Below are 20,985 nucleotides of genomic sequence, written 5' to 3' on the forward strand. Positions count from 1 at the left end.
GCCCGGCGCGCGATCTCCGAGACGACGCGGCTGACGTCGCCGACCTCGGAGATGATCTCGGCAAGGCTCTTGCCCGAGGCCGAGACGAGCTCGACACCCGAGGCCACCTGCTCGCCCGACGCCTGAATGAGGTCCTTGATCTCTTTGGCCGCCTCCGCCGAGCGCTGTGCGAGCCCGCGCACCTCCTGCGCGACCACCGCAAAGCCCCGCCCCGCCTCGCCGGCACGCGCGGCCTCGACGCCCGCGTTGAGCGCCAGAAGATTGGTCTGGAAGGCGATCTCGTCGATCACCGAGATGATGTTGCCGATCTTCTGGGACGACTGCTCGATCATCTGCATGGCGCCGATGGCACGACCGACGATTTCGCCACCCTTTTCCGCGTTGCGCTGGGCGCTCTGCGCGCTGGTCTGCGCTTGGCTGGCGTTCTGGGCCGTCTCGTTCACCGCACGCGTCACCTCACCGAGCGCGGCCACGGTTTCTTCCAGGCTCGCCGCCTGCTGCTCGGTGCGCTGGGCAAGGTCGTTGGAGGCGACGTTGATCTCCGTCAGCCCTGTGCGGATCGAGCCGATCGAGCCGACGACGGCACCGATCGTGTGCTCCAGCTTGCCGACCGCGCCGTTGAACTGGTCGCGTGTCGCGACGTATTCGGGGGCGACCGCCTCGTTCATGCGCGCGGTGAGGTCGCCATCCGCAAGACGCGTGAAGCCGGACTCGATGCTGGCGACGAAGGCGGCGAGTTCCTGAGCCTTGATCCGTTCGGCAGCCGCCTCGCGTTCCAGCCGGGCCAGCTCGGCCGTGCGGGCCGCTTCGGCCTCGGCTTCAAGGCGCTTGTTCTGCACCGCCGCGTCCTTGAACACCTGCACGGTGCGCGCCATCCCGCCGATCTCGTCGCGGCGATCCTGCCCCGTCACCTCGACATCGAGCCGCCCGCCGGCGAGATCCACCATGCGCGAGCGAAGCGCGTCGATCGGAGCGGTGATGGCTTTCCGGGAGAACCAGAGCGCCAGCACCAGCCCGAGAACCGCACTGGCTACAGCGCCGGCCAACAGCGTCCAGGACGTCGCCGCCGCCTGATCCGACAGCGTGTTCGTCGTGGCGGTGACGCGGGCGATGATCTTTTCGTTGAGGGCCGACGTCTGCTTGCTGAGTTCGACGACGGCGGGATCGACCGTCCGCATGCTGGCGAGCGCCGCGTCGTTGTCGTTCCGCAGACCGGCCGCGATGGCCGCGTTGGTGCGTTCGGCAATGAAATCCATCTTCGCGCCGAGAGCCTTGAGCGCATCGGCCTCGTCCGTCAGCCGCGACGCGACCTCGCCGTAGTAGGACTTCATCGCATCGAACTGGTCCTTCGCCAGCGCCGCGGCGGACTGCGCCTCCGCCGAAGCACCGTCGTAGGCGATCGCACGATAGGCGGCGTAGCCGACAGCGTTGGCAGTGCGGTTGAGACGCGCGAGGTAGATCGCCGATTTGTCGAGGCGCTCGATCATCTCCGAATAGCCCTCGTCCGACGCGCGGATGAACGAGATCGCATAGATCGCCGAGGCGATGCCGGAGAGGCTGATGAGAACCGCGATGAGAGCGATCTTGGTGGAGATCCGCATATTGTTCAGCATGAGGCAGACCTAACGAAGAGGTGATAGCCGTGCTAAAATTCTATAGGACCCTTGAAAGACCCCTAACGTCCGGACACAACCTGCAGGATTTCAAGGCATAACCTGAAAAACTTTTCCGCTGCGCGCTTCGGAGCTCAGCGGATGAAATGTCAGGCGAGTTCAGGCCGTGACCGACAGGCCTCCGCAGGCCTCCTCCAGGTCCCGTCGGCATACTCTTCGCGCCCGCCGCATCCACGTTCGTCGGCTGCCTCCAAGGCGCCCCAAGCGCATGGACGTTGCAGACGATGGGGCAGGAGCCGACCCTCGAACTGAGGTGAATCCGGCGTCACGCAGAAGCGCTTTGGGTCTCGCGGCCCAACGGGGGTTTCTGCACTGGAACTTTGCCGACACCCTCCTGTCCCATGGCGTAGAGCTCTGGAGCTGGAGGGATGCGTTTGGAGTGATTTTGACGCGCGCGATCGAGGAACCCTGGAAATTCTCGCCTTTTGTCTTGTCGGCGTTGCCTTCGAAACCTCCGGTTTCCGCTATCGCGTCGAAGGCAGTGCCGGAAGCGCCGGGGCTTGGCCAGAAGCGCATGCCGGCACGCACGGCATCTCCCGAAACGCCGAGTTTCGCGGATCGCTGGCCCCACCGGTCGCACAACTCCGACGGTCTGGCTTGCAACTCGCGATGTGTGGCATCGCAGCCAGGTTCGCGACCACGCTGCGATCCTCCGCCCGGCATGCCCCCCCTGCACGATGGAACCTAGGTCATGTATTTCAGCGGTACGAACGGTCCCGACGTATTTTACACGCGGCCTCTGACGCTCGAGACGAACGCCGACGGCGACGTCTTCGAGATATCCGACGGCTACTACGGCTATGGCGGGGACGACGCGTTCCGCATCCGGGTCTCCAATGTCGATGTCCCCGGACTTTTCGAGACGTCGAGTGACATTCAGGGCAACGAGGGCAACGACAGTCTCGTCTTCGCGCCGGCCAGGGACTATCTCGGCCAAGTCGACATCAACGTCTCCGGGGGAAGCGGATCGGACAGCGTGAAGCTGGACCTGTCGAAACTCGGCAGCGCCGGGATCGATTTCACGGACATTAACGGCGGCGGCTTCACGACCATCATCACGCTGCTGCATGCCGACGGCATCAGCGCCGGCCAGTTCTTCCTTCGCGACGACATCGAGCGCATCGAGATCCTTGGAACGTCGGCGGCCGACGTCCTGATCGGGAACCGCGGCAACGACCATCTTGACGGCGGTTCGGGCGCCGACCTGTTCTATAAGACCAGGGGAAGCGACCAATACGTCTTCGACGATGCAGGCGATCGGGTGGCTCTGTTCGATGGCTCGATCGCGACGGTTCCGGCGGATGGAAGCGATACGATCTGGGCCTGGGTGTCCGTGGACCTGCGCGATCAGTACGGGGTCGAAAATCTGCGCCTTGGGGCCGATGGAACGGAAGGAACGGGGAACGACGCGGCCAACCTGATCACCGGGTCCAGCGGCCGCAACACCATCGCGGGCGGCGGCGGTAACGACAGCCTCTATGGGAAAGGCGGCGCCGATACGTTCTCCTTCGCCGAAAAGGGCGCCGCGAACCGGGACTCGATCTGGAACTTCAACGACGATGACAGGATCGAGTTGTCGCAGGCGACCTTCGCAGGACTGGACAAGGACCGTGACGGGCTTCTCGATCTCGACGCCCTGTCGCAAACCGGCAAGGCCCTCGGCGGCGTCGCGCAACTGATCTACAACAAGGCGACCGGCATCCTGTCCTACGATGCGGAGGGTGTCGGAGCCGGCGCTGCCGAGGATATCGCCTTCATCGGCAGGATGCTCGGCTTCCTCGATCCGAGCGATGTCATCCTCGCGGCCTGAGTGGTGAGAATCGACCGGTAGATCGTGCCGTCGTTGTCGATCGAGGGTGAGTAGTTCGAAACGCTGGGGGTGATGGAAAAACGAAGGGGTCCGGTTTCGCCAGAGCCGGGATGCGGAGGAATACCGGTTCGCCATCACAAGCAAGGAGCGTGAAACGATCCAGGCCCGGACCCCGCAGAGCTACGGTCTCGTTCCGGAAAACAGGCTGACAGGCTCAAGGACCAGGGTAACGCTGGGGTCTCCCGAGATCCGCGCGGCAGGCAAGACCGCATTTCCGCTGCCCAACGCGACGCGCAAGTGGGCATTGACCTTAAAACTTGCTGCAACTCGCAGGGTAAATGGTGGGTGATGTAGGGATCGAACCTACGACCCGCTGATTAAGAGTTCCTTCCTACGCCTTAGATCAGCCCTTTGGCGGCACTCGCATTTTCCAAATCATCGCTGCAACAACCTGTTTTCGCTGCGACATTGCGCGACTTTAGGTGACATTGAACGACACCGCGCGTAAATTCGGATCGATAACGCGACGGACACGGTGCGGACACAGCGGACATGGCAGAGAAGTTGACGGACACGTTGGTGAAGGGCCTCCCGGTCCCGGCCACCGGCAACAAGGTGACGTACGACACGGAAGTGAAGGGCTTCGGATGCCGCGTAACGGCGGCCGGCGCCCGGAGCTTCATCCTCAACTATCGGACGCGGACGGGGCGCGAACGGCGATTCACAATCGGCTCCTTCCCCGACTGGAAGGTAGTCGCAGCTCGCGACGAGGCGAAGGAGCTGAAGCGGCGCATCGACGTCGGCGAGGATCCCATGGAGGCCGTCGAGGCGGATCGCACCGCCAAGACCATGGATGACCTGTGCGACCGCTTTGTCGAGGAGCACCTTCCGAAGAAGCGGCAAAGCACGCGCGACGATTACGAAGCGCTGATCCGGCGCGAGATCCGGCCGGCCTTCAAGCACATGAAGGTGTCGGCCGTCGGCTTCTCCGAGATCGAGAGCCTGCATCGAAAGATCACGAAGCGCGGCGCCCGCTACCTCGCCAACCGGACCGTGGCCATCCTCTCCAAGATGTTCGCCCTTTCCATTCGCTGGGGGTGGCGCACCGACAACCCCGCGATCGGAATCGAGCGCAACCAGGAGGACAAGCGGAAGCGCTACCTGACGGGGGCAGAGCTGACGAACCTTACGGTTGCTCTCGACGAGTGTAAGGACCAGCAGGCAGCGGACATCGTCCGCATGCTCCTCCTCACCGGCGCGCGGCGCGGCGAGGTCCAGGCGGCACGATGGGACCAATTCGACCTGGAGGCCGGCGTGTGGACCAAGCCGGCGGCGACGACGAAACAGAAGGCCGACCACCGCGTGCCCCTCTCCGCCCCGGCCCGGCAACTGCTGGCGCGCCTCCACGACGTCCGCGGCGAGACCGAAGAAGAAGCCCCCTACGTTTTTCCAGGCCGCGGGACGGACCATCGCGTGGAGATCAAGAACACTTGGCGCGCCCTCTGCATCGCTGCCGGCATCGTGACGACCGCGAAGGTGAAGGGGGAGGACGGGAAAATGCGAACGGTCGTCACCCCCTCGGCGCGCATCCACGACCTTCGGCATACCTATGCTTCCGTGCTGGCGAGCGCGGGCCTATCGCTGCCGATCATCGGCGCGCTTCTCGGCCATACCCAGCCCGCCACGACGGCCCGCTATGCGCACCTTCTCGACGATCCCCTGCGCGCCGCAACCGAGCGAGCGGGCGCTCTGGTGATGCCAGGCAAATCCGTCAGCCAGGTCGTGCCGATGAAGGGCAAGGCCTGATGGTCGCCCTATGGCCCATCGGGATCGAAGGGGAGACCGAGCTGGAGAAGGCGACAGTCTACGCCGCCTTCAAGAACGATCGCGAACCCCTGATCGGCATACTGCTGGATCCCAACTACGAACTGTCGTTCACCGATCGGGTCCACTTGGCACAGTACCTTCGCGGTGATTATCGAAATACGCCCGGCCGGAGACCTGCGCATCGCAAGAGCTATATGGAGGTCATAGGCTCTCGAACGCCCGCTCAGCTCGCGGCGGACGATGTCCGGCTATCCATGGAACATCGGAGAGAGCGGGGCCGAAGCCCGCACAGGTGGCGAAAGCGCTGCATCGTGCTCTACGCGAAGAAACGTGGGGCGAATCCAGACACCGTTGAGGGGCACTTGAAGCGCTCGGAGAAAGACCGCGCGCACAGAAAACGACCGCGCCCAAATAAATAGTTGCGCGGCAGATGATCTGATATTTGTCACGCCTTAAAACTCCATTGTCATTCAACAGTGGAGATTCCGAACGGTGAGCAACCTCCTATCGGACTACCTGACACGCGAACAGCTTGCGGCTGAATTCGGCGTCACCCTTCGCACGATCGCGCGTTGGCAAAAGTTGCCGGACGGCCTTCCCAAGACGACGATCGGGAACCGTACGCTCTATCGGATCGCCAGCGTCCGCGCCTGGATGGAAGCAAACGAGCGCCAGTCTAATCCCCGCCGTCGCCGGGCTTCATGACGGTCGCAACCATGTACATCGAAGAACTTCAGGAAGCGCTGGTCGACGAGCGGCCGGCAGCGATCGAACACGGCTTCGCGACCCTCGTCGCCTGGCCGGACTACGACTTCCTCATCGGATCGACGTCCGACATTCGCCAGGTGACGCTCGTCGCAACGTGCGAGGCGTTGGCGAACGACTTTCGCCCTCTTCCCCTCGAGATCTGCGACCGCATCGAGGACGTCACCGGTTTGACGATTGCTCGCACCTACGGTGCAGGCGCCTGCGTGGTCCTTGCCAGCTGGCCGACTTTCGCGGAGGTCGTCGCCCTATGAGCCAGCCCAAGCTCCCGGGAAACTGGCAGCGGATCGCGCAGGTGGTACCCTACGAAGGCGACGACCTTCAAACGGCCCAACAGGAAGTCGTGCGCCAGCTGCCTTCGATCAAAGTTGCCGTCGATAATGGATGGGAGATCCTAATCAACGTCGCCTCCTCGTCCGAATACGAGCGGGGTAGCCAACGAACGATCATCACCGTGAAGGTGGAGTTCTGGGCAAACGGAACGCTGCTCTACGCTCAGACGGCCTTTGACCTTGCCAACGCAATCGACATCGCCAAAATCTACGCTGCACGCCTGCCGAACGCTTACGTCATCTTCGGGTCGGGCGCGAACGTGCCGCGCGCCCTCGCCCTCACTAGTGCCCGCGACCTCCTATCGAACGTTCCGCCTGCCCTCACATGGCACGTCCCAGGTTTGATGCCGGCCGGCCAGGTCACTCTTCTGTCGGGTGACGGCGGAACGGGGAAGAGCCTCGTCGCTCTGCAGCTTGCCGCGGCGACTGCAGCCGGCCGATCATGGCTCGGACTGCAGCCGGCTACCGGCGGTGCGTTGGTCGTATCGGCCGAGGACGACGAAGACGAGATCCACCGTCGCCTAACCTCCATCTGCAACGCGGAAGGCATCGGCGACGCCGAGTTGGAGGAGCTGCACGTCCATTCCCTCGTCGGAGAGGATCCGCTTCTTGGCGTCCTCAACCCGGACACACGCTCTATCGAGCCGACGCCTCTCTTCCTCACACTGGAGCGCGCCGTGCGCGACCTGCGGCCGGCCCTCCTCGTGCTGGACACGCTGGCCGACCTCTTCGGCGGCGACGAGAACGTGCGCAGTCAAGCACGCCAGTTCGTCGGCCTCCTGCGCAGCCTGACGATGGGCGGCGAGACGACCGTCCTCTGCCTTGCGCACCCGTCGGTCGCCGGCATCAACTCGGGCACCGGCTCGTCGGGCTCGACCGGCTGGAGCAACAGCGTCCGCAGTCGCCTCTACCTGGAACGGGTCATGGAGTGGCGCGGCAAGGGCGACAACCGCCGATTCGTCGAACCGAACCCGAACGCTCGCCTCCTCACGACGAAGAAGGCGAACTATGGGCCGTCTGGTGGTGCGATCTCGCTTCGCTGGAATAATGGCGTCATGGAGCGGCAGGAGTTGCCGGTGATCGAGAACATCCCGCTCTTGTCCGTCAAGGAAACCTCCGAGGAAACTGCGGCGCGTGTGGACGTCAAGTTCCTTGAGTTGCTGGCCGCTTTCACCGCTGAGGGGCGGAACGTCAGCCCTTCGCCTTCTGCAGCATACGGCCCGGCGCTCTTTGCAAAACACGGACACGCCGACGGCATCAAGAAGACCGCATTCGTTGCTTCGCTGCGCAGGCTATTGGATGCAGGCCGCGTCGTGGTGGAGGCATACGGCCCGCCTTCCAGAGGCACGAGGCGCCTGCTTATCGCTGCAGACGGAGGGGGTGCAGACGGTGCAGCCCCCCCTGCAGACGTGGGTGCAGACTAGTGCACACCCCCCTGCATACCCCCCTGCAGACGGTGCAGCCCCCCCTGCACACCCCCCTGTGTACACGTCCCCCATACCCCCTATGCGCTCGCGCGGCCCCTCTGGGGTGGGCCGCAGCGCAAGGACGCTGGGGAGGGTTGAAGGAAGAGCAGCCGCAAGCCGCCCGCATGGTCGTCGGTACCCCGGTAGGGAGGGGGTGGGTCAAAAGTCGGGGCCTTGGGGGCCTAGACCGCTTGGGGAACTCGAAAAAAACGCGTGCAGAATGGAGGAGAAAAGTTGAGCGCTCGAACTGAGGTCACCAATCTACTGCCATGCCATCCGCAGCCCCCTATCGCCGTGCGGGAGGAGGTTCCTTTTCCCGGGGATGCCCGACCAACTTTCTTCCTCAGATTTGACGACGTAAATTTGGAGTTCCCCAAGCGGTCTAGGTCCCAAGGTCATCAACTTTTGACCCGCCCCTCCCCCTGGGCGGGAACGGCCCATGGCTGAGCCTCTGCCCGCCCTACCCGTCCTGATGCGGGGGCCTGAGATCGTTGCCATGAAGGTGGCGGCGGAGCTGACTGGGTTGTCGACCAAGACGCTGACGCGGTGGTGCGTGTCCGACGGCATCGGCCGTCGCTCGTCCAAGGCTGCCCCGTGGGAGATCTCCGTCATTGCCCTCGAAGCCAAGCGCTCCGGCGACCAAGCCGCCCTTGAAGCGCTGCGCCGCGGCGACTTCGGATCTCCCCTCGTTCGCCGCTACGTCGACCATCTCGGCTTGGATCTCTGAGCCCAGCCACGGGCAACACGTGTCCAGACGTGTCCAATAGGCTTGGGCGTGCCATCGTGATCGAATGCCTCCCGGTCCATGGGGAGCATCCCAATGTCGCAAGCCACATCCGCGCGGGCCGTCCCGCTGTTCCTGTCCGGTGCCAAGGTCGACCCGGCCTTCCGGGCCGAACTCTTCGACGCCGCCAACCGGGCCGGCGTAACGCCCAACGAGTTCGCCATCCAGGCGGCCGCCGAGAAGCTCGCACGGGCCGGCCGGACCATTCCCGGCGTCTTCCGCCGCGGTGACTTCGACGTGGCCGCCCTGCCGTCGGCACGAGATGACGGCGGCTATGACAGCCAAGCCGGAGGGCGCAGCTGATGGCCGAGGCAGTCGTCAAGCGGAAGCTCGTCGTCACCGCCGACACATTCGGTCTTGCGAAGGGCGCGCAGGACGTCCAGGCATTCGGACGGGGTGTGACGAACACGGCCGAGCACCTGAAGGCGATGAAGCTGCAGCTCGATCCCGCTGCCTATCGCGCTTATGCCGCCGGCATGAAGCCAGCGATCGAGGCCGAGCGGGCGATGGGACAGATGGCGCGGGCGGTCGCCAACGACCTGAAGCCGTTCGCCGCCGAGCTGCGCAAGACGCAGATCGAAGCGCTGAAAGCGTCCGAGGCACTGCAGAAGCGGACCTTGAGCGATGCGCGTGCCGCGGAGGCCCTGCGCCGAACCTACGACACCGGCTATGCGAACGCATCGAAGTTCCTGCAGGTCGAGGCGCAGGTCGCGCGGCAGATCGAGAAGCGGAACCTCACCGTCGACCAGGGCAACGCGGTCCTGGCCGGCGCCTCGAAGCGATTCCGCCAGCTCGGCGACGACATCCAGCCCGCCAACCAGAACATCAAGCTGACCGTGGGTCAGGTCCAGAACCTCGGCTACCAGCTGAACGACACGGCGACGATGCTGCTGATGGGGGCGAGCCCCTTCCAGATCCTCGCCTCGCAGGGCGGTCAGGTTGTCCAGGCGCTGGGTGACGGCCCGCAAGGGGTCAAAGGATCGCTCACCGCGATCGGGTCAAGCATCGCCGGCTTTGCCCGCTCGATCCCGGCAGCCGGGTATGCGGTGGCCGGCGTCACGGCTGCCGTCGGCGCACTGTACTACCTGACCAAAGGGCCGTCCGCTCGCACGGCCGAGGAGAGCATTAAGTTGTTCGAGACGGCCGTGCGCCGACTCGAGGACGGGTGGAAGGGCGCGTCCGTAGCAGCGGAAGAACACTTCCAGAAGGCCCAGCGGAGCCTGAACTCGGACAAGGCCACTGCCATGCTCGACACGCAGGCTGAGGTGAAGAAGCTGCGGCAGGACTACCAGGCGCAACTGCGCGACCTGAACTCGAACGACACGCTGCCCGAGCAGATCCTGCGGGCGCGATCGGGCGCCATCTCACCCGCCCATCAGCAAATCCGCGAGCTGTATGGCGAACTGCTGCGCGGGAAGATCACCGCCACGCAGATGTCGACTGAGATGCAGAAGATCCGGCTCGACCCGGAGGCCGACGCCTATGCCCGCAGCTTTGCCGACGCAATCCGTCTGGGCATCGCGCCGGCAGTCGAACTGCAGCAGCGGATCGAGGCCATCGTGGCGACGGCGGCTCAGCTCGGCGGTAAAGGCTCGCGGGTCACGAGCGATCCGGACGGCCGGAACCCCTTCGACCTTCGCGATCGCTTCGGCGGCGTGACCGGCGCTGCCGGTCGTCTCGACCCGTCGTCTATGGACGGCGTACGCGATCAGCTTCGCTCGCAGCGCGCTGAGTTCGAGACATACATCCAGTCGGCAGAGCAAGCACAGCGCGAGCTGTCCAACTTCGACCTGTCGCCGGTCCAGCGGCAGATTGCCGAGACGACGCAGGAATACGATCGGCAGATCACCGCCCTGCAGGGCACGGCAGACGCGGCGATCGGCATTGCAGCCCTGCAGGCGGAGAAGGAAGCCGCGCTTGGCCTCATCCGCAAGCAGGCGACCAGGGATGAGGAAACGCGGCGCGCCGGGTACGCGCTCGACCTTGCGGCCATCAACGATGTCACCGCCGCGCAGAAAGCTGCGACAGCCGGTCAACGCGCCTACAACGACGCCATCGCGGCCGGCTATGGGGAGAGCTACGCACGCGAGCGCCAGGCCGAAGCGAGCGCATTGACGCTCGCGCAGGCGCGACAGCAACTGTCTGAGGCTGGGCGCCAGCAGGAGCTCGCGACGCAGCGGCAGATCGAGCAGGCCCAGCTGGAATACGATCTCGTCGGCAAGTCCGCCAGCGAAGTCGCCCGGCTTCGGACCGAGTTCGATCTCCTCGCCCAGGCGAAGGATGCGGCGCGCGCAGCGGGCTTCGACGAGGCTCAGGTTCAGCTGACAGACGAGATGCGCCGGCAGGCAGCCGAAGTCGGTCGTCTGACGGAAGCCACGCAGCGGCTCAACTTCGAGCGCGATCTCCTTTTTGATCGACAGCAGGCCACACGGTCTCCCGAGGATCAGCGGATCGCAGAACAGCTCCGAGCAATCGGCGTAGACTTCGAGAGCGCGCAGGGCCGCGCTGACGCCGCGCAGCTGCGCCTGAACGAGCGGCTCCACAAGACGAATGACGCGCTCTACGAGATGCGCGACGCCGGCAAGGAAGCGTTCCTGGACCTCGTCGACGCGATCGGTTCTGGCGAGAACGCGATTCAGTCCATCGCCCGCGCGCTTGCCGGCTTTGGTCGCCAGTTCGCGTCGGCGGGGCTCGACAAGATCACGGACATGCTGTTCGGCAAGTCTGGTGGGGCGTCGTCCGGATCGAGCGGCGGCGGCCTGCTCGGAGCGATCGGCACGCTGGCTGGCGGTGTCGGCGGGACGCCTCGCGTTGTCGCCAACCAGAACGCGGCGTTCAGCGGCAGCTCAGTTCCGGCGCCGACGCCTGCGATGCGCGCGACGTCCTCGGCGCTCGCTCAGACGGTGACGCAGAGCGTGTCGAGCAACCTGCTGACGTCGATGCTAGGCGCCGGGAAGAACCGCTCGCACATCAGCGGCATGAACAAGGAGTTCGCGGCCGCTCTGACGAACATGTTCGAGGCCGCTCCCAAGGCGGTTCAGGCGTCGCTAACGATCAATTCCGGCTTCCGGTCCGTCGCCCGCCAGGCCGAGCTGTTCGACGCCGCTCTGAAGAAGTACGGATCCGTCGCGGCAGCCCGCAAGTGGGTAGCGCCTCCAGGCAACTCGCAGCACAACAACGGCATGGCCGCCGATCTTGGCTACGGCAACGTCTCCGCGCGCCAGTGGGTGCACCAGAACGCTGGGAAGTACGGCCTCGCCTTTCCGCTCGGGCACGAGAACTGGCACATCGAGCTCGCCGGTGCGCGGGGCGGAAACGCCCGGGTTGCCGCTAACGATCAGCGCGTTCTTGCCAAGGGCGTATCTCAAGGCCTTGAGGACTACCAGCGCAAGCTCGGCGGTCCGGAGAGCTACACCAGCGGACGGTTCGATCCGGCGACTGCGCAGGCCGCGTCGGGCAGCACGGGCGGCCTGATGGGGCTGCTGAAGTCGCCCTTCGGCCAGGGCGCCATGAACGCGTTGGGTGCCTTTGGCGCGGGCGCCTCTGGCGGCCCCTTCTCCGGTGCACTGTCCGGCGGCTTGGGTGCCATCGGCATGGGCCTCGGCCCGATGGGCATCGTTGCGGGTGCGCCAGTCGGCGCCATGGGACCGCTCTTCAAATCGGAAAGGAAAGCGGCATGACCGCCATCAACATCGTCCTGCAGGCGTCACGCGCCATCGTCATGACCGACGCCCTCTTCATCGACGGCCGAACGGGGGCGCCGTGGTTCTTCCGAGAGAAGTGCGTTGCTGCACCCGGCACCACGATGGTCGTCGCGGCGCGTGGCGACTATCGCGTTCCCGATCTCATCGCTGGTGAGCTCGTGCATCTTTACGGCGACATCGACAGCCTGCTGGCCGACGACGGCCAGGCCGTCTGCGACCTCTACTCGGCCTGGGTCGCGTCCGCCGGCAACCATGTGTTTAACGCCGCCGTCGAGCTTCATATCGTCGGCTGGTCCGCGGACCACAACCGGCCGCGTGGCGCGACGCTGGTCTTCAATGGTCAGTGGCATGTCGCGGAGATCGGCGGAGAGGGCGTCGGCTCCCCCCTCCCCGACGCTCACGAGCTGGCACGACTGAACGCAATCGGCAGTGGACCCGGGGTCGATTGGGACTGCGCGACGTTCGATCCCTTCCGTCATGGCATTCCCCTGATGGAAGCGCAGCGTCGCATGGCCCTTCCCTTCCGATCGGGTGAGCCGATGACCGTCCACACTGTCGGCGGTCACATCCTGCTCACCGAGATTACTGCGCACGGCGTGACGCAGACGGTCGTCCACGAGTGGCCGGATGTCGAGGGCGAGGTGATCCAGCCCGAGCGGTTCGAAATGCCGGCGAAAGCAGCGGCCACCTCGCCGGTTGGCCTGAACCGGCAGCAGCGACGCGCCTGGGAACGCCAGCACGGAAAGGTCGCGGCATGATCTCGAAATCGTCCCTTCTTGGATCCGCCTCATCGAACGTGGTGCCGCTGGCCGCGATACCGGGCTGGACCGGCCCTGTGTTGGCCGCCAAGCGTTCAGCGCCACGGGATGGCTTGGTCGGCCCTGCCTTCTCGCTGCGCGGGGCTGACCACATCCTGGCTGGGCGCGGTGCCGCCTTGGCGGATCAGGTCAACGAGATCATGACCGAGGCGCGAGCGCTCGGCGCTTCGTTTGGCCTGCAGCTCTTCACTGAGACGATTGAATGCCTCGCCGCCGAAACGGCGGCAGCTTCAGAGCAGGCTTACGAGAGCGAGCTCATCGGCAACATCCCGGCGACCCTCAAACGCTTCGAATCCACCGCTCGCCAGATCACTCTCGTTCATGCCGTTGCGGGCGGGTCGCCGAACGAGGCTGGCTACGCCCATTGGGCGGCGGCACGGGCTGCCTACGGCCGTGAGGTCGTTCGGCTCGTTGGCGGACTGCTGTTCGACTTCGCGGCGGAGCTGGGCACACCGGACGCTGCCGACGTGTGGTGCGAGGACCTGTCCGACGTCGTGATGGCCTTCGTCTTTCCCGGCGATGGCGAGAGTCCGAAGGACGACGCTTGGCGAGGGAAACAGGCGACGCGCTTCGAAAACATTCGCCGTAGCCTGATTAAGCACAGGATCCAGGCCACTTGAGCGATCCGTTCGAGCGCGAGCTTCGCTTGATCGTCGACGAGTTCGCCAGCCCGAAGGCGCGGTCGAGGATGTTGGCGGGCTTCGCGCGCGAGCAGATCGAGAAGACCCAGATCGAGAACGAGACGGCACTCGGTCGGACGATCCGCAAGCCTCGCGTCTCGGTGGACGGCAAGCTTGGTGCCGCCCTCTCGACAGTGAAGCCAGACGGGACGATCGTCGCCGAATTCAACGTCGAGGCGGTAGCCGTTCGCTGGATCCTGCGTGAGCTAGAGCTGATCTCCCCGACGCTGACCGGCGCCTACCGAGCAAGCCACACCGTGTTCGCAGACGGGCAAGAACTGGCGCTTTCGGCGGATGGAGAGATCCCGAACGCCTTCGAGTACGTGATCGTATCGACGCTTCCCTACGCGAAGAAACTCGACCCAAAGGACGGCCTGCCAGCACGATCGAAGCAGGCGCCCCGCGGCGTCTATGCGGCGATATCTGCCGTTGCAGCGATGCGGTTCGAGAACGAGGCGACCATTCGCTTCACGTTCCGGGAGGTGAACGTGAGCAGCGGCAAGACGCTCAGGCAGCCCGCCATCTCGGTCAGGCCTGTATGATCTTCTCGTCTTACGGAGATGGGTGAGACAAAGGCACACAGCGCGAGCTGTGTGTCGAATCCACGTCCATTCGCAAACGAGAAGGCTGCTAATCCAGCGAGAGCCCCATCGCTGGGTCTCTACTTGGCTGCGCAGATCGACGCCTGGTAAGCAGAGCACGGAGGCTGGCCAGCTGCTCACGCCCCTTCACCGACCCTCGCTACGCAAATTGACTAACCCACAAGCGGACAATCGGAATCAGCAAACCTGGCCGTGCCTCGCACTCAACAGGTTCCTGCACTCAAAGGCGCGCCGTGATCCGGTCGGCGACGCGCAGCGCGTTGGCGATGATCGTCAGTGTCGGATTCACCGCGCCGATCGAGGGAAAGAAACTCGCGTCCGTCACATACAGGTTGTCGATGCCGTGCGCGCGGCAGTCGAGATCGAGGACACTCGTATCGGGATCGGTGCCGAAGCGCAGCGTGCCGGCCTGATGTGCGGTGCCGCCGATCGGCGTGTTCTTGCCGAGATAAAGCTTGCGGTCCATCAGGTGCGGGTGGATCGCTCCCTTGTCGCAGATGGTGCGCAGCATCTCGCGAAGCGCCCGGTGCCCATCCATGTTGGTCTCAGTCAGGTCCAGATGCACCTGCCCGTTGCGATAGAAGATGCGGTTCTCGGGCTTCGGCAGATCCTCCGAGGTCAGCCAGAAGTCGATCGAGTGCCGGGCGATCCACTCGAAGGGCTTGTCGGGCAGCCATTGGAGGAAGCCCGGAAGCCCTTCCGCCTCGATCTGCTCGCCGTCCGACTTACCGACCATCTGGATATGGCCGAGCGGGTATTCGAACGGGTTCAGCGGCGACTTTGTGTGGGCGTGATAGAAGTCGTTGAGGCCGAGCGTCTTCTGGAACTCCGTCGGGTTGGGGTCCTTCGAGATCGCGAGTACGGTTGCGTTGTTGTGGCGCATGTAGTTGCGCCCGACCTGCCCTGAGTGGTTGGCGAGCCCGTCCGGATGCCGGTTGTTGCCGGAGCGCAAAAAAAGCAGCGCCGAAGATAGCGAACCGCAGGCCACTACTACGATGCCGCCTCGGATCGTGTGCGTACGTCCTTCGATGACTGTTTCGACGCCGGTGACGCTCGTGCCCGCCTCGTTGGTCAGGAGGCGATCGACGTAAGCGTTCTTGAGAAGCGTCAGGTTGGGATGGGTGGCGAGTGCCGGATCGACGCAGATGACCTGGCTGTCCGCCTTGCCGTTGGTGAGGCTGGGGTAGCCGTCGAACGGGTCGCAGCGCAGGAGCGGCGAGTGCGGCGTCGCCGCGCCCGTCTTGTCCTGATCGAGGAGCGCTCCCATCGGCAGGTGGAAAGGATGGAGCCCTTCGCGCGCCCAGTCGTTGGAAAGCTGCTGGATGCGCGGCTCGTGCCGAATCGCCTCGTGCTTGTAGCCTCTGCGCGCGGGCGGCTCCGTTGGGTCTTCGCCGCGTGCGCCGCGCACTTCGAAGAGTTCCTCGGCCGCCTGATAGTAGGGTTCGAACTCGTCGTACTTCACAGGCCATTCCGGCGCGATGCCGTCGGGATGGCGCACGTCGTCGAAGTCCTCGGTGCGCAGCCGGAACAGGACGGCACCGTAGACCTTGGAATTGCCGCCGACGAAGTAGTGAAGGCCCGGCTTGAACTGGTCGCCGCTCGATGACACCCAGGTCTCGTCGGTCTGATAGCGACCCTTGGCGAAGACTTCCTGCGTATCCCAGTTCTGGCGCTCGCGCTTCAGATAGTCGCCGCGCTCGATGAGGAGGACGCGCTTGCCGGTCTGGGCGAGCTTCCACGCCATGGTACCCCCACCCGGCCCGGAGCCGACGATCACGACGTCGTAGCGGTCCTCAGTCATTCCCCGTGCTCCTGCCGACTTAGAGTTGCGCCTAAAGACTAGGCACGGAAGATCGTTCCTCCATCTTCGTCGTCGAAGAGCGAGAACCCGACGGAACGGCGTGCCGTATCTCCTCGAAAGCCGCAAACCTCAGCCAGGACCGCCCGCCACCATGACGTTCGAAATCCTCGTCGCTATCCTGACGCGCCTGTCGCTGGTCCTCTTGTTCCTGCCGTTCAGCGCTCTCGATAAGGCTCTGAACTTCGGGGCCGCCATCGAGCAGGCCGGGCAAGCGACGAGCAACCGCACGCTGGCCAAGGCTCTGATCCTCACCGGGCTCTTCGTCGAGGTGGTGATGTCGCTGGGCGTTCTGACCGGCGTCGCCGACCGGCTCGCCGCCTTCATTCTGTCCGGCTACTGCGCGGTCACCGCCATCCTGTTCAAGCAGTTCTGGCGCGCGCCCGACTTCCGCCTGCGCGGGCCGTCGAAGGGCCGCGAGACCATGTGGGACTTTTTGAAGAACTTCGCCGTCGCCGGCGGCTTCCTGCTCATCACGTTCGGCACGCAGGCGGACGATGTCGGCGCCTTCTTCGCCGATCCGCTTTCGTCAACGACCCCCTACTCCATCGGAACCACACCATGAGCGACAGCAAGCCGACCGTCCCCTACTGGCACCTCTACACCGACGACGACGAGGTCAGCCGCCAGAAGCGCTGCGAGATGACCCAGTTCGAACTCAAAAGCATGCAGCCGCCCGCCGCCCCGCAGTGGCAGGGCGAAAAGCACCATGACGGCATGAGCGTGATGGTCACCGTCCAGCCCGTAGGCTGGGAAGGCGCCTGGCACGAGAACCCCTCGCCGCAATGGATCATCCCGCTCTCGGGTCGCTGGTATGTGGAGAGCATGGACGGGATGCGGGTCGAGATGGGACCGGGCGAGATCTCGTTCGGCGAGGACCAGGGCACCACCGAGCGCGACGGACGCAAGGGGCACATGTCGGGCACGGTGGGCGACGAGCCGGCGGTCCTTATGGTGGTACAGTTCGACTCGAAGCGCGAGACGATCACGCCGTGCCGCTTCCGCTGAACCGCGATGTTCCGGACGCGGGTTTGGCTGTGGCCGACTTCCGCTTCGAGACAGTGGAGCCCGAGTTCGGAAAGCTCACCCTGTCCAACGCGCCGGTGGAGGTGCTGGCGACGGGCTTTCGCTGGATCGAGGGCCTCGTTTGGATGGGCGACTGGGCGACGCTCCTGTTCCAGGACCTGCCGCGTGGGCGCACGATGAGCTGGAGCGAGCGCGGTGGCCTCGCGGTCTGGCGCGAACCGTCTGGCAACGCCAACGGACAGGCACGTGACAGGCAGGGTCGCGTCGTCGCCTGCGTCAACCTCGAGCGCGCCCTGGTGCGGATCGAACACGACGGCTCGGTCACCATGCTCGCCACGCATTTCGAGGGCCGACGCCTTAACTCGCCCAACGACGTGGTGGTACGCTCGGACGAGACGATCTGGTTCACCGACCCGCCCTACGGCATCGCCAACGACTACGAGGGCGTGCGGCAACCAGCCGAGCTGCCCTCCGCCGTCTACCGCCTCGATCCGGCTTCGGGCGATATCGCCGCCGTCAGCCGCGACTTCGCGGGCCCGAACGGCCTCGCCTTCTCGCCGGACGAGCGCCTCCTCTACGTCGCCGAGACGGGCGACCAGACCCATCCAGATCCGGTCCAGGTGTTGCGCGTGTGCGATGTCTCGGACGACGGGCTCTCGCTCGGGCCCCCGCGCGACCTCGCCAAGGTCCGGCCCGGCTACACGGACGGCATGGCGGTGGACGAGGCGGGGCGCATCTGGTCGAGCGCGGGCGATGGCGTGCATTGCCTGTCGCGGGATGGGCGGCTTCTAGGGCGCATCCATCTGGGCGTCACCGTCTCGAACCTCACCTTCGGCGGCGGGCCGCATCTCAACCGGCTCTTTATCGGCGCCAGTCATACGCTGATGTCCGTCTTCCTGAACACGCGGGGCGCGCGCTGGCCATGAGCGATCAACGCATCGTGGCCGTCCGGCTCGCCTGTCGGGACGTCGAGGCCACGGCCCGCTTCTACGGCGCAGCCTTCGGATGCCGCGAGGCGGCCGGAGAGAAGGGCATGCGCGTCCTGCTTCTCGGTCACCAGCGGTTGGAGCTCGTTCAGGCCACGCAAGATGGGGAGCCGGCCCCGCCCTCGAACGCCGTCTCCTTCCAGCACTGCGCCATCGTCGTCCCGGACATGGACAAGGCGATGCGGTATCTGCGAGGCGTTTCTGGCTGGACGGCGATCTTGCTCGACGGGGCCGAAAGCCTGCCGGAGGCGTCGGGCGGAGCGACGGCGTTCAAGTTCCGCGATCCGGACGGGCATCCGCTGGAGCTTATCGAGTTCCATCCGGGAAAGGCGCCCGCCCCTTGGCGGCACCGCGATCCCATCCCGTTCCTCGGCATCGACCATTCGGCCGTCACCGTGTCCGATACCGATCGAGCCGTGGCCTTCTGGCGCGAGCTCGGCTTCGCCGTCCAGGAACGGCATACGAACCGCGGACCGGAACAGGCGCGGATGGACGGGCTTCGGATCCCGGAAGCCGTCGTCGAGGTGACGACGCTCAAGCCGAGTGGGGGCGGTCCGCCCCATCTCGAGCTGCTCCGCTACGCGACCCCCGCCCCCGCGCTTGTCGGGGCGGCCGACGGGTCACCGTTCGCCACGTCCCTGGTCTTGCAGAATGTCCCGGCCGGGAGCCGCTCGGATGCGGATCCGGACGGGCACCGCTTCCGCCACCGGGGCGCCTGACCGTTCGCCGCTACATCATCCGGTGATGGAGGTTCCCGAGGATCCAGATCGTCCCCCCGGCCATCAGGGTGATGATCAGGGTCGTGAAGAGGATCAGTTGCAGGTCGTCGCGCGTCGAGCGTTGAAGGCCGATGTGCAGGAAGAAGCGGAAGTGAACGACGACCTGCGCGAGCGCGGCGGCGCCGATCACGAGGTAGGCCGTCGACGACGTCATCCCGACCGCGACGACCAGGAACGCGAGGGTGGTGAGACCGGCCGCCGCGACGAACCCGACGACGTAGGATCGCAGTTCGCGCCGCTTCTCCTGCTCGTGCTCACCCATGGTCATGCCAGTCCCCCGAGGTAGACGACGGAGAAGATGAAGATCCAGACGACGTCGAGGAGGTGCCAGAACAGGGACAGGCGCATGATGCGCAGCTTGACCTCGGACCGTAGCCCGAAGACCGCGAGCTGGATGATCGACAGGATCAGCCAGACGCAGCCCGCGGCCACATGCAGGCCGTGCGTGGACACGAGCGCGTAGAAGCTCGATAGCCAGCCGCTGCGCTGTGGCGTCGCCCCGTCCGATGCCATCTTGACGAAGTCGCGGACCTCCAGTCCGAGAAAGACGAGACCAAGTACGAGGGTGACGGCCAGCCAAACGTAGAGCCGCGACGGTGCCTCCTCATACTTCATGGCAATCGACGCCATGCCCATGGTGAGGCTCGACAAGAGCAGGACGCCGGTCTCCAGCGCGGCGGAAGACAGCTCGAACACGTCGCGCGGTCCCGGCCCCCCGTCGGTCGCGCCGAGCATGGAGGCGTAGGTGGCGAACAGGAGCGCGAACAGGACGAGGTCGCTCATCAGGAAGACCCAGAAGCCGAAGAGCGTCTCTTCCGCCTGGCGGTGGGTTTCCGGATCGGTGTGATCGAGGTTCAGGCCGGGATGGCGGTGTTGGGACAGGAGGCTCATGCGGCTGCCGCCTCCGCAAGGCCACGGTTCTCTGAGGTCGTCTCGGTCTCGCGGTCGGATCGGGGAAGCGTGCGCACGAGGGCCAGCCAGGCCTGATCCTGTCGCCTGATCTTGTCGGCGGGAATGACACGCATGGTGTCGAGGACGAAGGACCTCGCAACGATCGCGCCGACGGCCGCCAGAACGCCGAGGGCGGCGAGCCACCAGATGTACCAGACAAGACCAAAGGCGGCGGCGGCCAGAGACAGGCCGAAGACGACGCCCGTCATCGAGTTCTTCGGCAGCTCGATGTCCGAATAGATGCGATGATCGGGATAGGCGGTGCCCTTCTCCTTGGCGGCGTGGAAGGCGTCACGGGCATCGACGATCGGCAGGACCGCGAAGTTATACTCGGGCGCCGGGCACGGGATGCCCCATTCCAGCGTCCGCCCGTTCCACGGGTCTCCGCCGGGAACGGCGAGGTCTTCGCGGCGGCGGATGGAGACGACGAGCTGCACGACGAGGCTCGCCAGCGCGGCCAGCAGGAACAGGGCACCGATCCCGGCGACGATCGTGAACGGCAGGTAGTCGGCCTCGAAGAACTCCTGCGTGCGGCGCGGCATGCCCATCAGCCCGAGCGGGTAGAGCGGCAGGAAGGCGAGGCAGAAGCCGGTGACCCAGCACCCGAAGGCGACCCGCCCCCACCATTCGTCGAGCCGGAAGCCGAAAGCCTTCGGGAACCAGTAGGTGTAGGCCGCGATCATCCCGTAGAGGAGGCCCGGAATCAGCATGTTGTGGAAGTGGGCGACCAGGAACACCGAGTTATGGACCTGGAAGTCGACCGCCGGGTTGGCCAGCAGGATGCCCGTCAGCCCGCCTATGGTGAAGAGGACCATGAAGGCCAGCGCATAGAGCATCGGCACGGTGAAGCGCACGCGGCCCCAGGCCATGGTCAGGATCCAGTCGAAGATCTTCACCCCCGTCGGAATGCCGATCGTCATCGTG

General features: G+C 65.3%; 20 protein-coding genes. 14 read left to right on the forward strand and 6 right to left on the reverse strand.

Annotated features, from left to right (window positions below; all coding sequences use genetic code 11):
* Positions 1 to 1,613 (reverse strand): methyl-accepting chemotaxis protein (locus BM175_RS21240; RefSeq protein WP_175526961.1); only part of this gene is annotated, 1,613 nt, incomplete at its 3' end.
* A 751-nt stretch (positions 1,614 to 2,364) separates the two neighbouring features.
* On the opposite strand from BM175_RS21240, the gene BM175_RS21245 reads away from it, so the two are divergent.
* From BM175_RS21245 to BM175_RS21280, 6 genes are all read left to right on the forward strand, one after another.
* Entirely contained in the window at positions 2,365 to 3,483 is a 1,119-nt protein-coding gene (locus BM175_RS21245) for a calcium-binding protein (RefSeq protein ID WP_090966684.1), read from the forward strand.
* A gap of 552 nt (positions 3,484 to 4,035) precedes the next feature.
* Positions 4,036 to 5,289, forward strand: coding sequence for a tyrosine-type recombinase/integrase (locus tag BM175_RS21250; RefSeq protein ID WP_090966686.1), 1,254 nt, complete (start codon positions 4,036 to 4,038; stop codon positions 5,287 to 5,289).
* A 737-nt stretch (positions 5,290 to 6,026) separates the two neighbouring features.
* Positions 6,027 to 6,329 carry a hypothetical protein gene (locus BM175_RS21265; RefSeq protein ID WP_139224751.1) on the forward strand — a complete coding sequence of 101 codons (303 nt, stop codon included), beginning with the start codon at positions 6,027 to 6,029 and terminating at the stop codon, positions 6,327 to 6,329.
* Positions 6,326 to 7,831: an AAA family ATPase gene (locus BM175_RS21270; protein WP_090966693.1), complete on the forward strand. Its 1,506-nt coding sequence runs from the start codon at positions 6,326 to 6,328 to the stop codon at positions 7,829 to 7,831. Before BM175_RS21265 ends, BM175_RS21270 begins: the two co-directional genes overlap by 4 nt.
* Positions 7,832 to 8,312: 481 nt before the next feature.
* Positions 8,313 to 8,600 (forward strand): hypothetical protein, encoded by a 288-nt coding sequence (locus BM175_RS21275; protein ID WP_090966696.1) that lies wholly within the window; start codon positions 8,313 to 8,315, stop codon positions 8,598 to 8,600.
* A gap of 93 nt (positions 8,601 to 8,693) precedes the next feature.
* Complete coding sequence (locus tag BM175_RS21280; RefSeq protein WP_175526962.1) at positions 8,694 to 8,960, forward strand: hypothetical protein; 267 nt, start codon at positions 8,694 to 8,696, stop codon at positions 8,958 to 8,960.
* On the opposite strand, the gene BM175_RS23150 is transcribed toward BM175_RS21280, so the two are convergent.
* Complete coding sequence (locus BM175_RS23150; RefSeq protein ID WP_244546112.1) at positions 8,930 to 9,625, reverse strand: hypothetical protein; 696 nt, start codon at positions 9,623 to 9,625, stop codon at positions 8,930 to 8,932. The genes BM175_RS21280 and BM175_RS23150 overlap by 31 nt on opposite strands.
* Between BM175_RS23150 and BM175_RS21285 the strand changes: the two genes are divergently transcribed.
* The 4 genes from BM175_RS21285 to BM175_RS21300 are packed head-to-tail and all read left to right on the forward strand — an operon-like array spanning position 9,524 to position 14,401.
* Positions 9,524 to 12,337: a D-alanyl-D-alanine carboxypeptidase family protein gene (locus BM175_RS21285; protein WP_244546111.1), complete on the forward strand. Its 2,814-nt coding sequence runs from the start codon at positions 9,524 to 9,526 to the stop codon at positions 12,335 to 12,337. The genes BM175_RS23150 and BM175_RS21285 overlap by 102 nt on opposite strands.
* On the forward strand, positions 12,334 to 13,119 hold the full coding sequence (locus tag BM175_RS21290; RefSeq protein ID WP_090966700.1) for a hypothetical protein: 786 nt from the start codon (positions 12,334 to 12,336) through the stop codon (positions 13,117 to 13,119). The genes BM175_RS21285 and BM175_RS21290 overlap by 4 nt, the downstream gene beginning before the upstream one ends.
* Positions 13,116 to 13,799, forward strand: a complete 684-nt coding sequence (locus BM175_RS21295) for a hypothetical protein (RefSeq protein ID WP_090966702.1) — start codon at positions 13,116 to 13,118, stop codon at positions 13,797 to 13,799. Before BM175_RS21290 ends, BM175_RS21295 begins: the two co-directional genes overlap by 4 nt.
* 26 nt (positions 13,800 to 13,825) lie before the next feature.
* Positions 13,826 to 14,401: a hypothetical protein gene (locus BM175_RS21300; protein ID WP_139224752.1), complete on the forward strand. Its 576-nt coding sequence runs from the start codon at positions 13,826 to 13,828 to the stop codon at positions 14,399 to 14,401.
* A 280-nt stretch (positions 14,402 to 14,681) separates the two neighbouring features.
* Here the strand turns inward: BM175_RS21300 and BM175_RS21305 are convergent, their stop codons facing one another.
* A complete protein-coding gene (locus tag BM175_RS21305; protein WP_090966706.1) occupies positions 14,682 to 16,262 on the reverse strand; it encodes a GMC family oxidoreductase in 1,581 nt (526 codons plus the stop codon).
* A gap of 151 nt (positions 16,263 to 16,413) precedes the next feature.
* Between BM175_RS21305 and BM175_RS21310 the strand changes: the two genes are divergently transcribed.
* The 4 genes from BM175_RS21310 to BM175_RS21325 are packed head-to-tail and all read left to right on the forward strand — an operon-like array spanning position 16,414 to position 19,050.
* Positions 16,414 to 16,884 carry a DoxX family membrane protein gene (locus BM175_RS21310; RefSeq protein ID WP_090966708.1) on the forward strand — a complete coding sequence of 157 codons (471 nt, stop codon included), beginning with the start codon at positions 16,414 to 16,416 and terminating at the stop codon, positions 16,882 to 16,884.
* The gene (locus BM175_RS21315) at positions 16,881 to 17,327 is read left to right on the forward strand and encodes a cupin domain-containing protein (RefSeq protein WP_090966710.1); all 447 of its coding nucleotides are present in this window, start codon (positions 16,881 to 16,883) and stop codon (positions 17,325 to 17,327) included. Before BM175_RS21310 ends, BM175_RS21315 begins: the two co-directional genes overlap by 4 nt.
* Positions 17,312 to 18,271, forward strand: a complete 960-nt coding sequence (locus tag BM175_RS21320; protein ID WP_244546110.1) for an SMP-30/gluconolactonase/LRE family protein — start codon at positions 17,312 to 17,314, stop codon at positions 18,269 to 18,271. The genes BM175_RS21315 and BM175_RS21320 overlap by 16 nt, the downstream gene beginning before the upstream one ends.
* The gene (locus BM175_RS21325; RefSeq protein WP_090966712.1) at positions 18,268 to 19,050 is read left to right on the forward strand and encodes a VOC family protein; all 783 of its coding nucleotides are present in this window, start codon (positions 18,268 to 18,270) and stop codon (positions 19,048 to 19,050) included. The genes BM175_RS21320 and BM175_RS21325 overlap by 4 nt, the downstream gene beginning before the upstream one ends.
* A gap of 10 nt (positions 19,051 to 19,060) precedes the next feature.
* Here BM175_RS21325 and cyoD read toward each other — a convergent pair whose 3' ends face one another.
* The 3 genes from cyoD to BM175_RS21340 all read right to left on the reverse strand — a co-directional run.
* Positions 19,061 to 19,378, reverse strand: coding sequence for a cytochrome o ubiquinol oxidase subunit IV (gene cyoD / locus BM175_RS21330; RefSeq protein WP_090966714.1), 318 nt, complete (start codon positions 19,376 to 19,378; stop codon positions 19,061 to 19,063).
* Positions 19,375 to 20,001, reverse strand: coding sequence for a cytochrome c oxidase subunit 3 (locus BM175_RS21335; protein WP_090966716.1), 627 nt, complete (start codon positions 19,999 to 20,001; stop codon positions 19,375 to 19,377). The genes cyoD and BM175_RS21335 overlap by 4 nt, the downstream gene beginning before the upstream one ends.
* On the reverse strand, positions 19,998 to 20,985 hold a 988-nt coding region (locus tag BM175_RS21340), incomplete at its 5' end, for a cbb3-type cytochrome c oxidase subunit I (protein ID WP_175526963.1). The genes BM175_RS21340 and BM175_RS21335, both read right to left, overlap by 4 nt.

The organism is Aureimonas phyllosphaerae (assembly GCF_900113065.1).
In the GTDB taxonomy this organism is placed as follows: domain Bacteria; phylum Pseudomonadota; class Alphaproteobacteria; order Rhizobiales; family Rhizobiaceae; genus Aureimonas; species Aureimonas phyllosphaerae.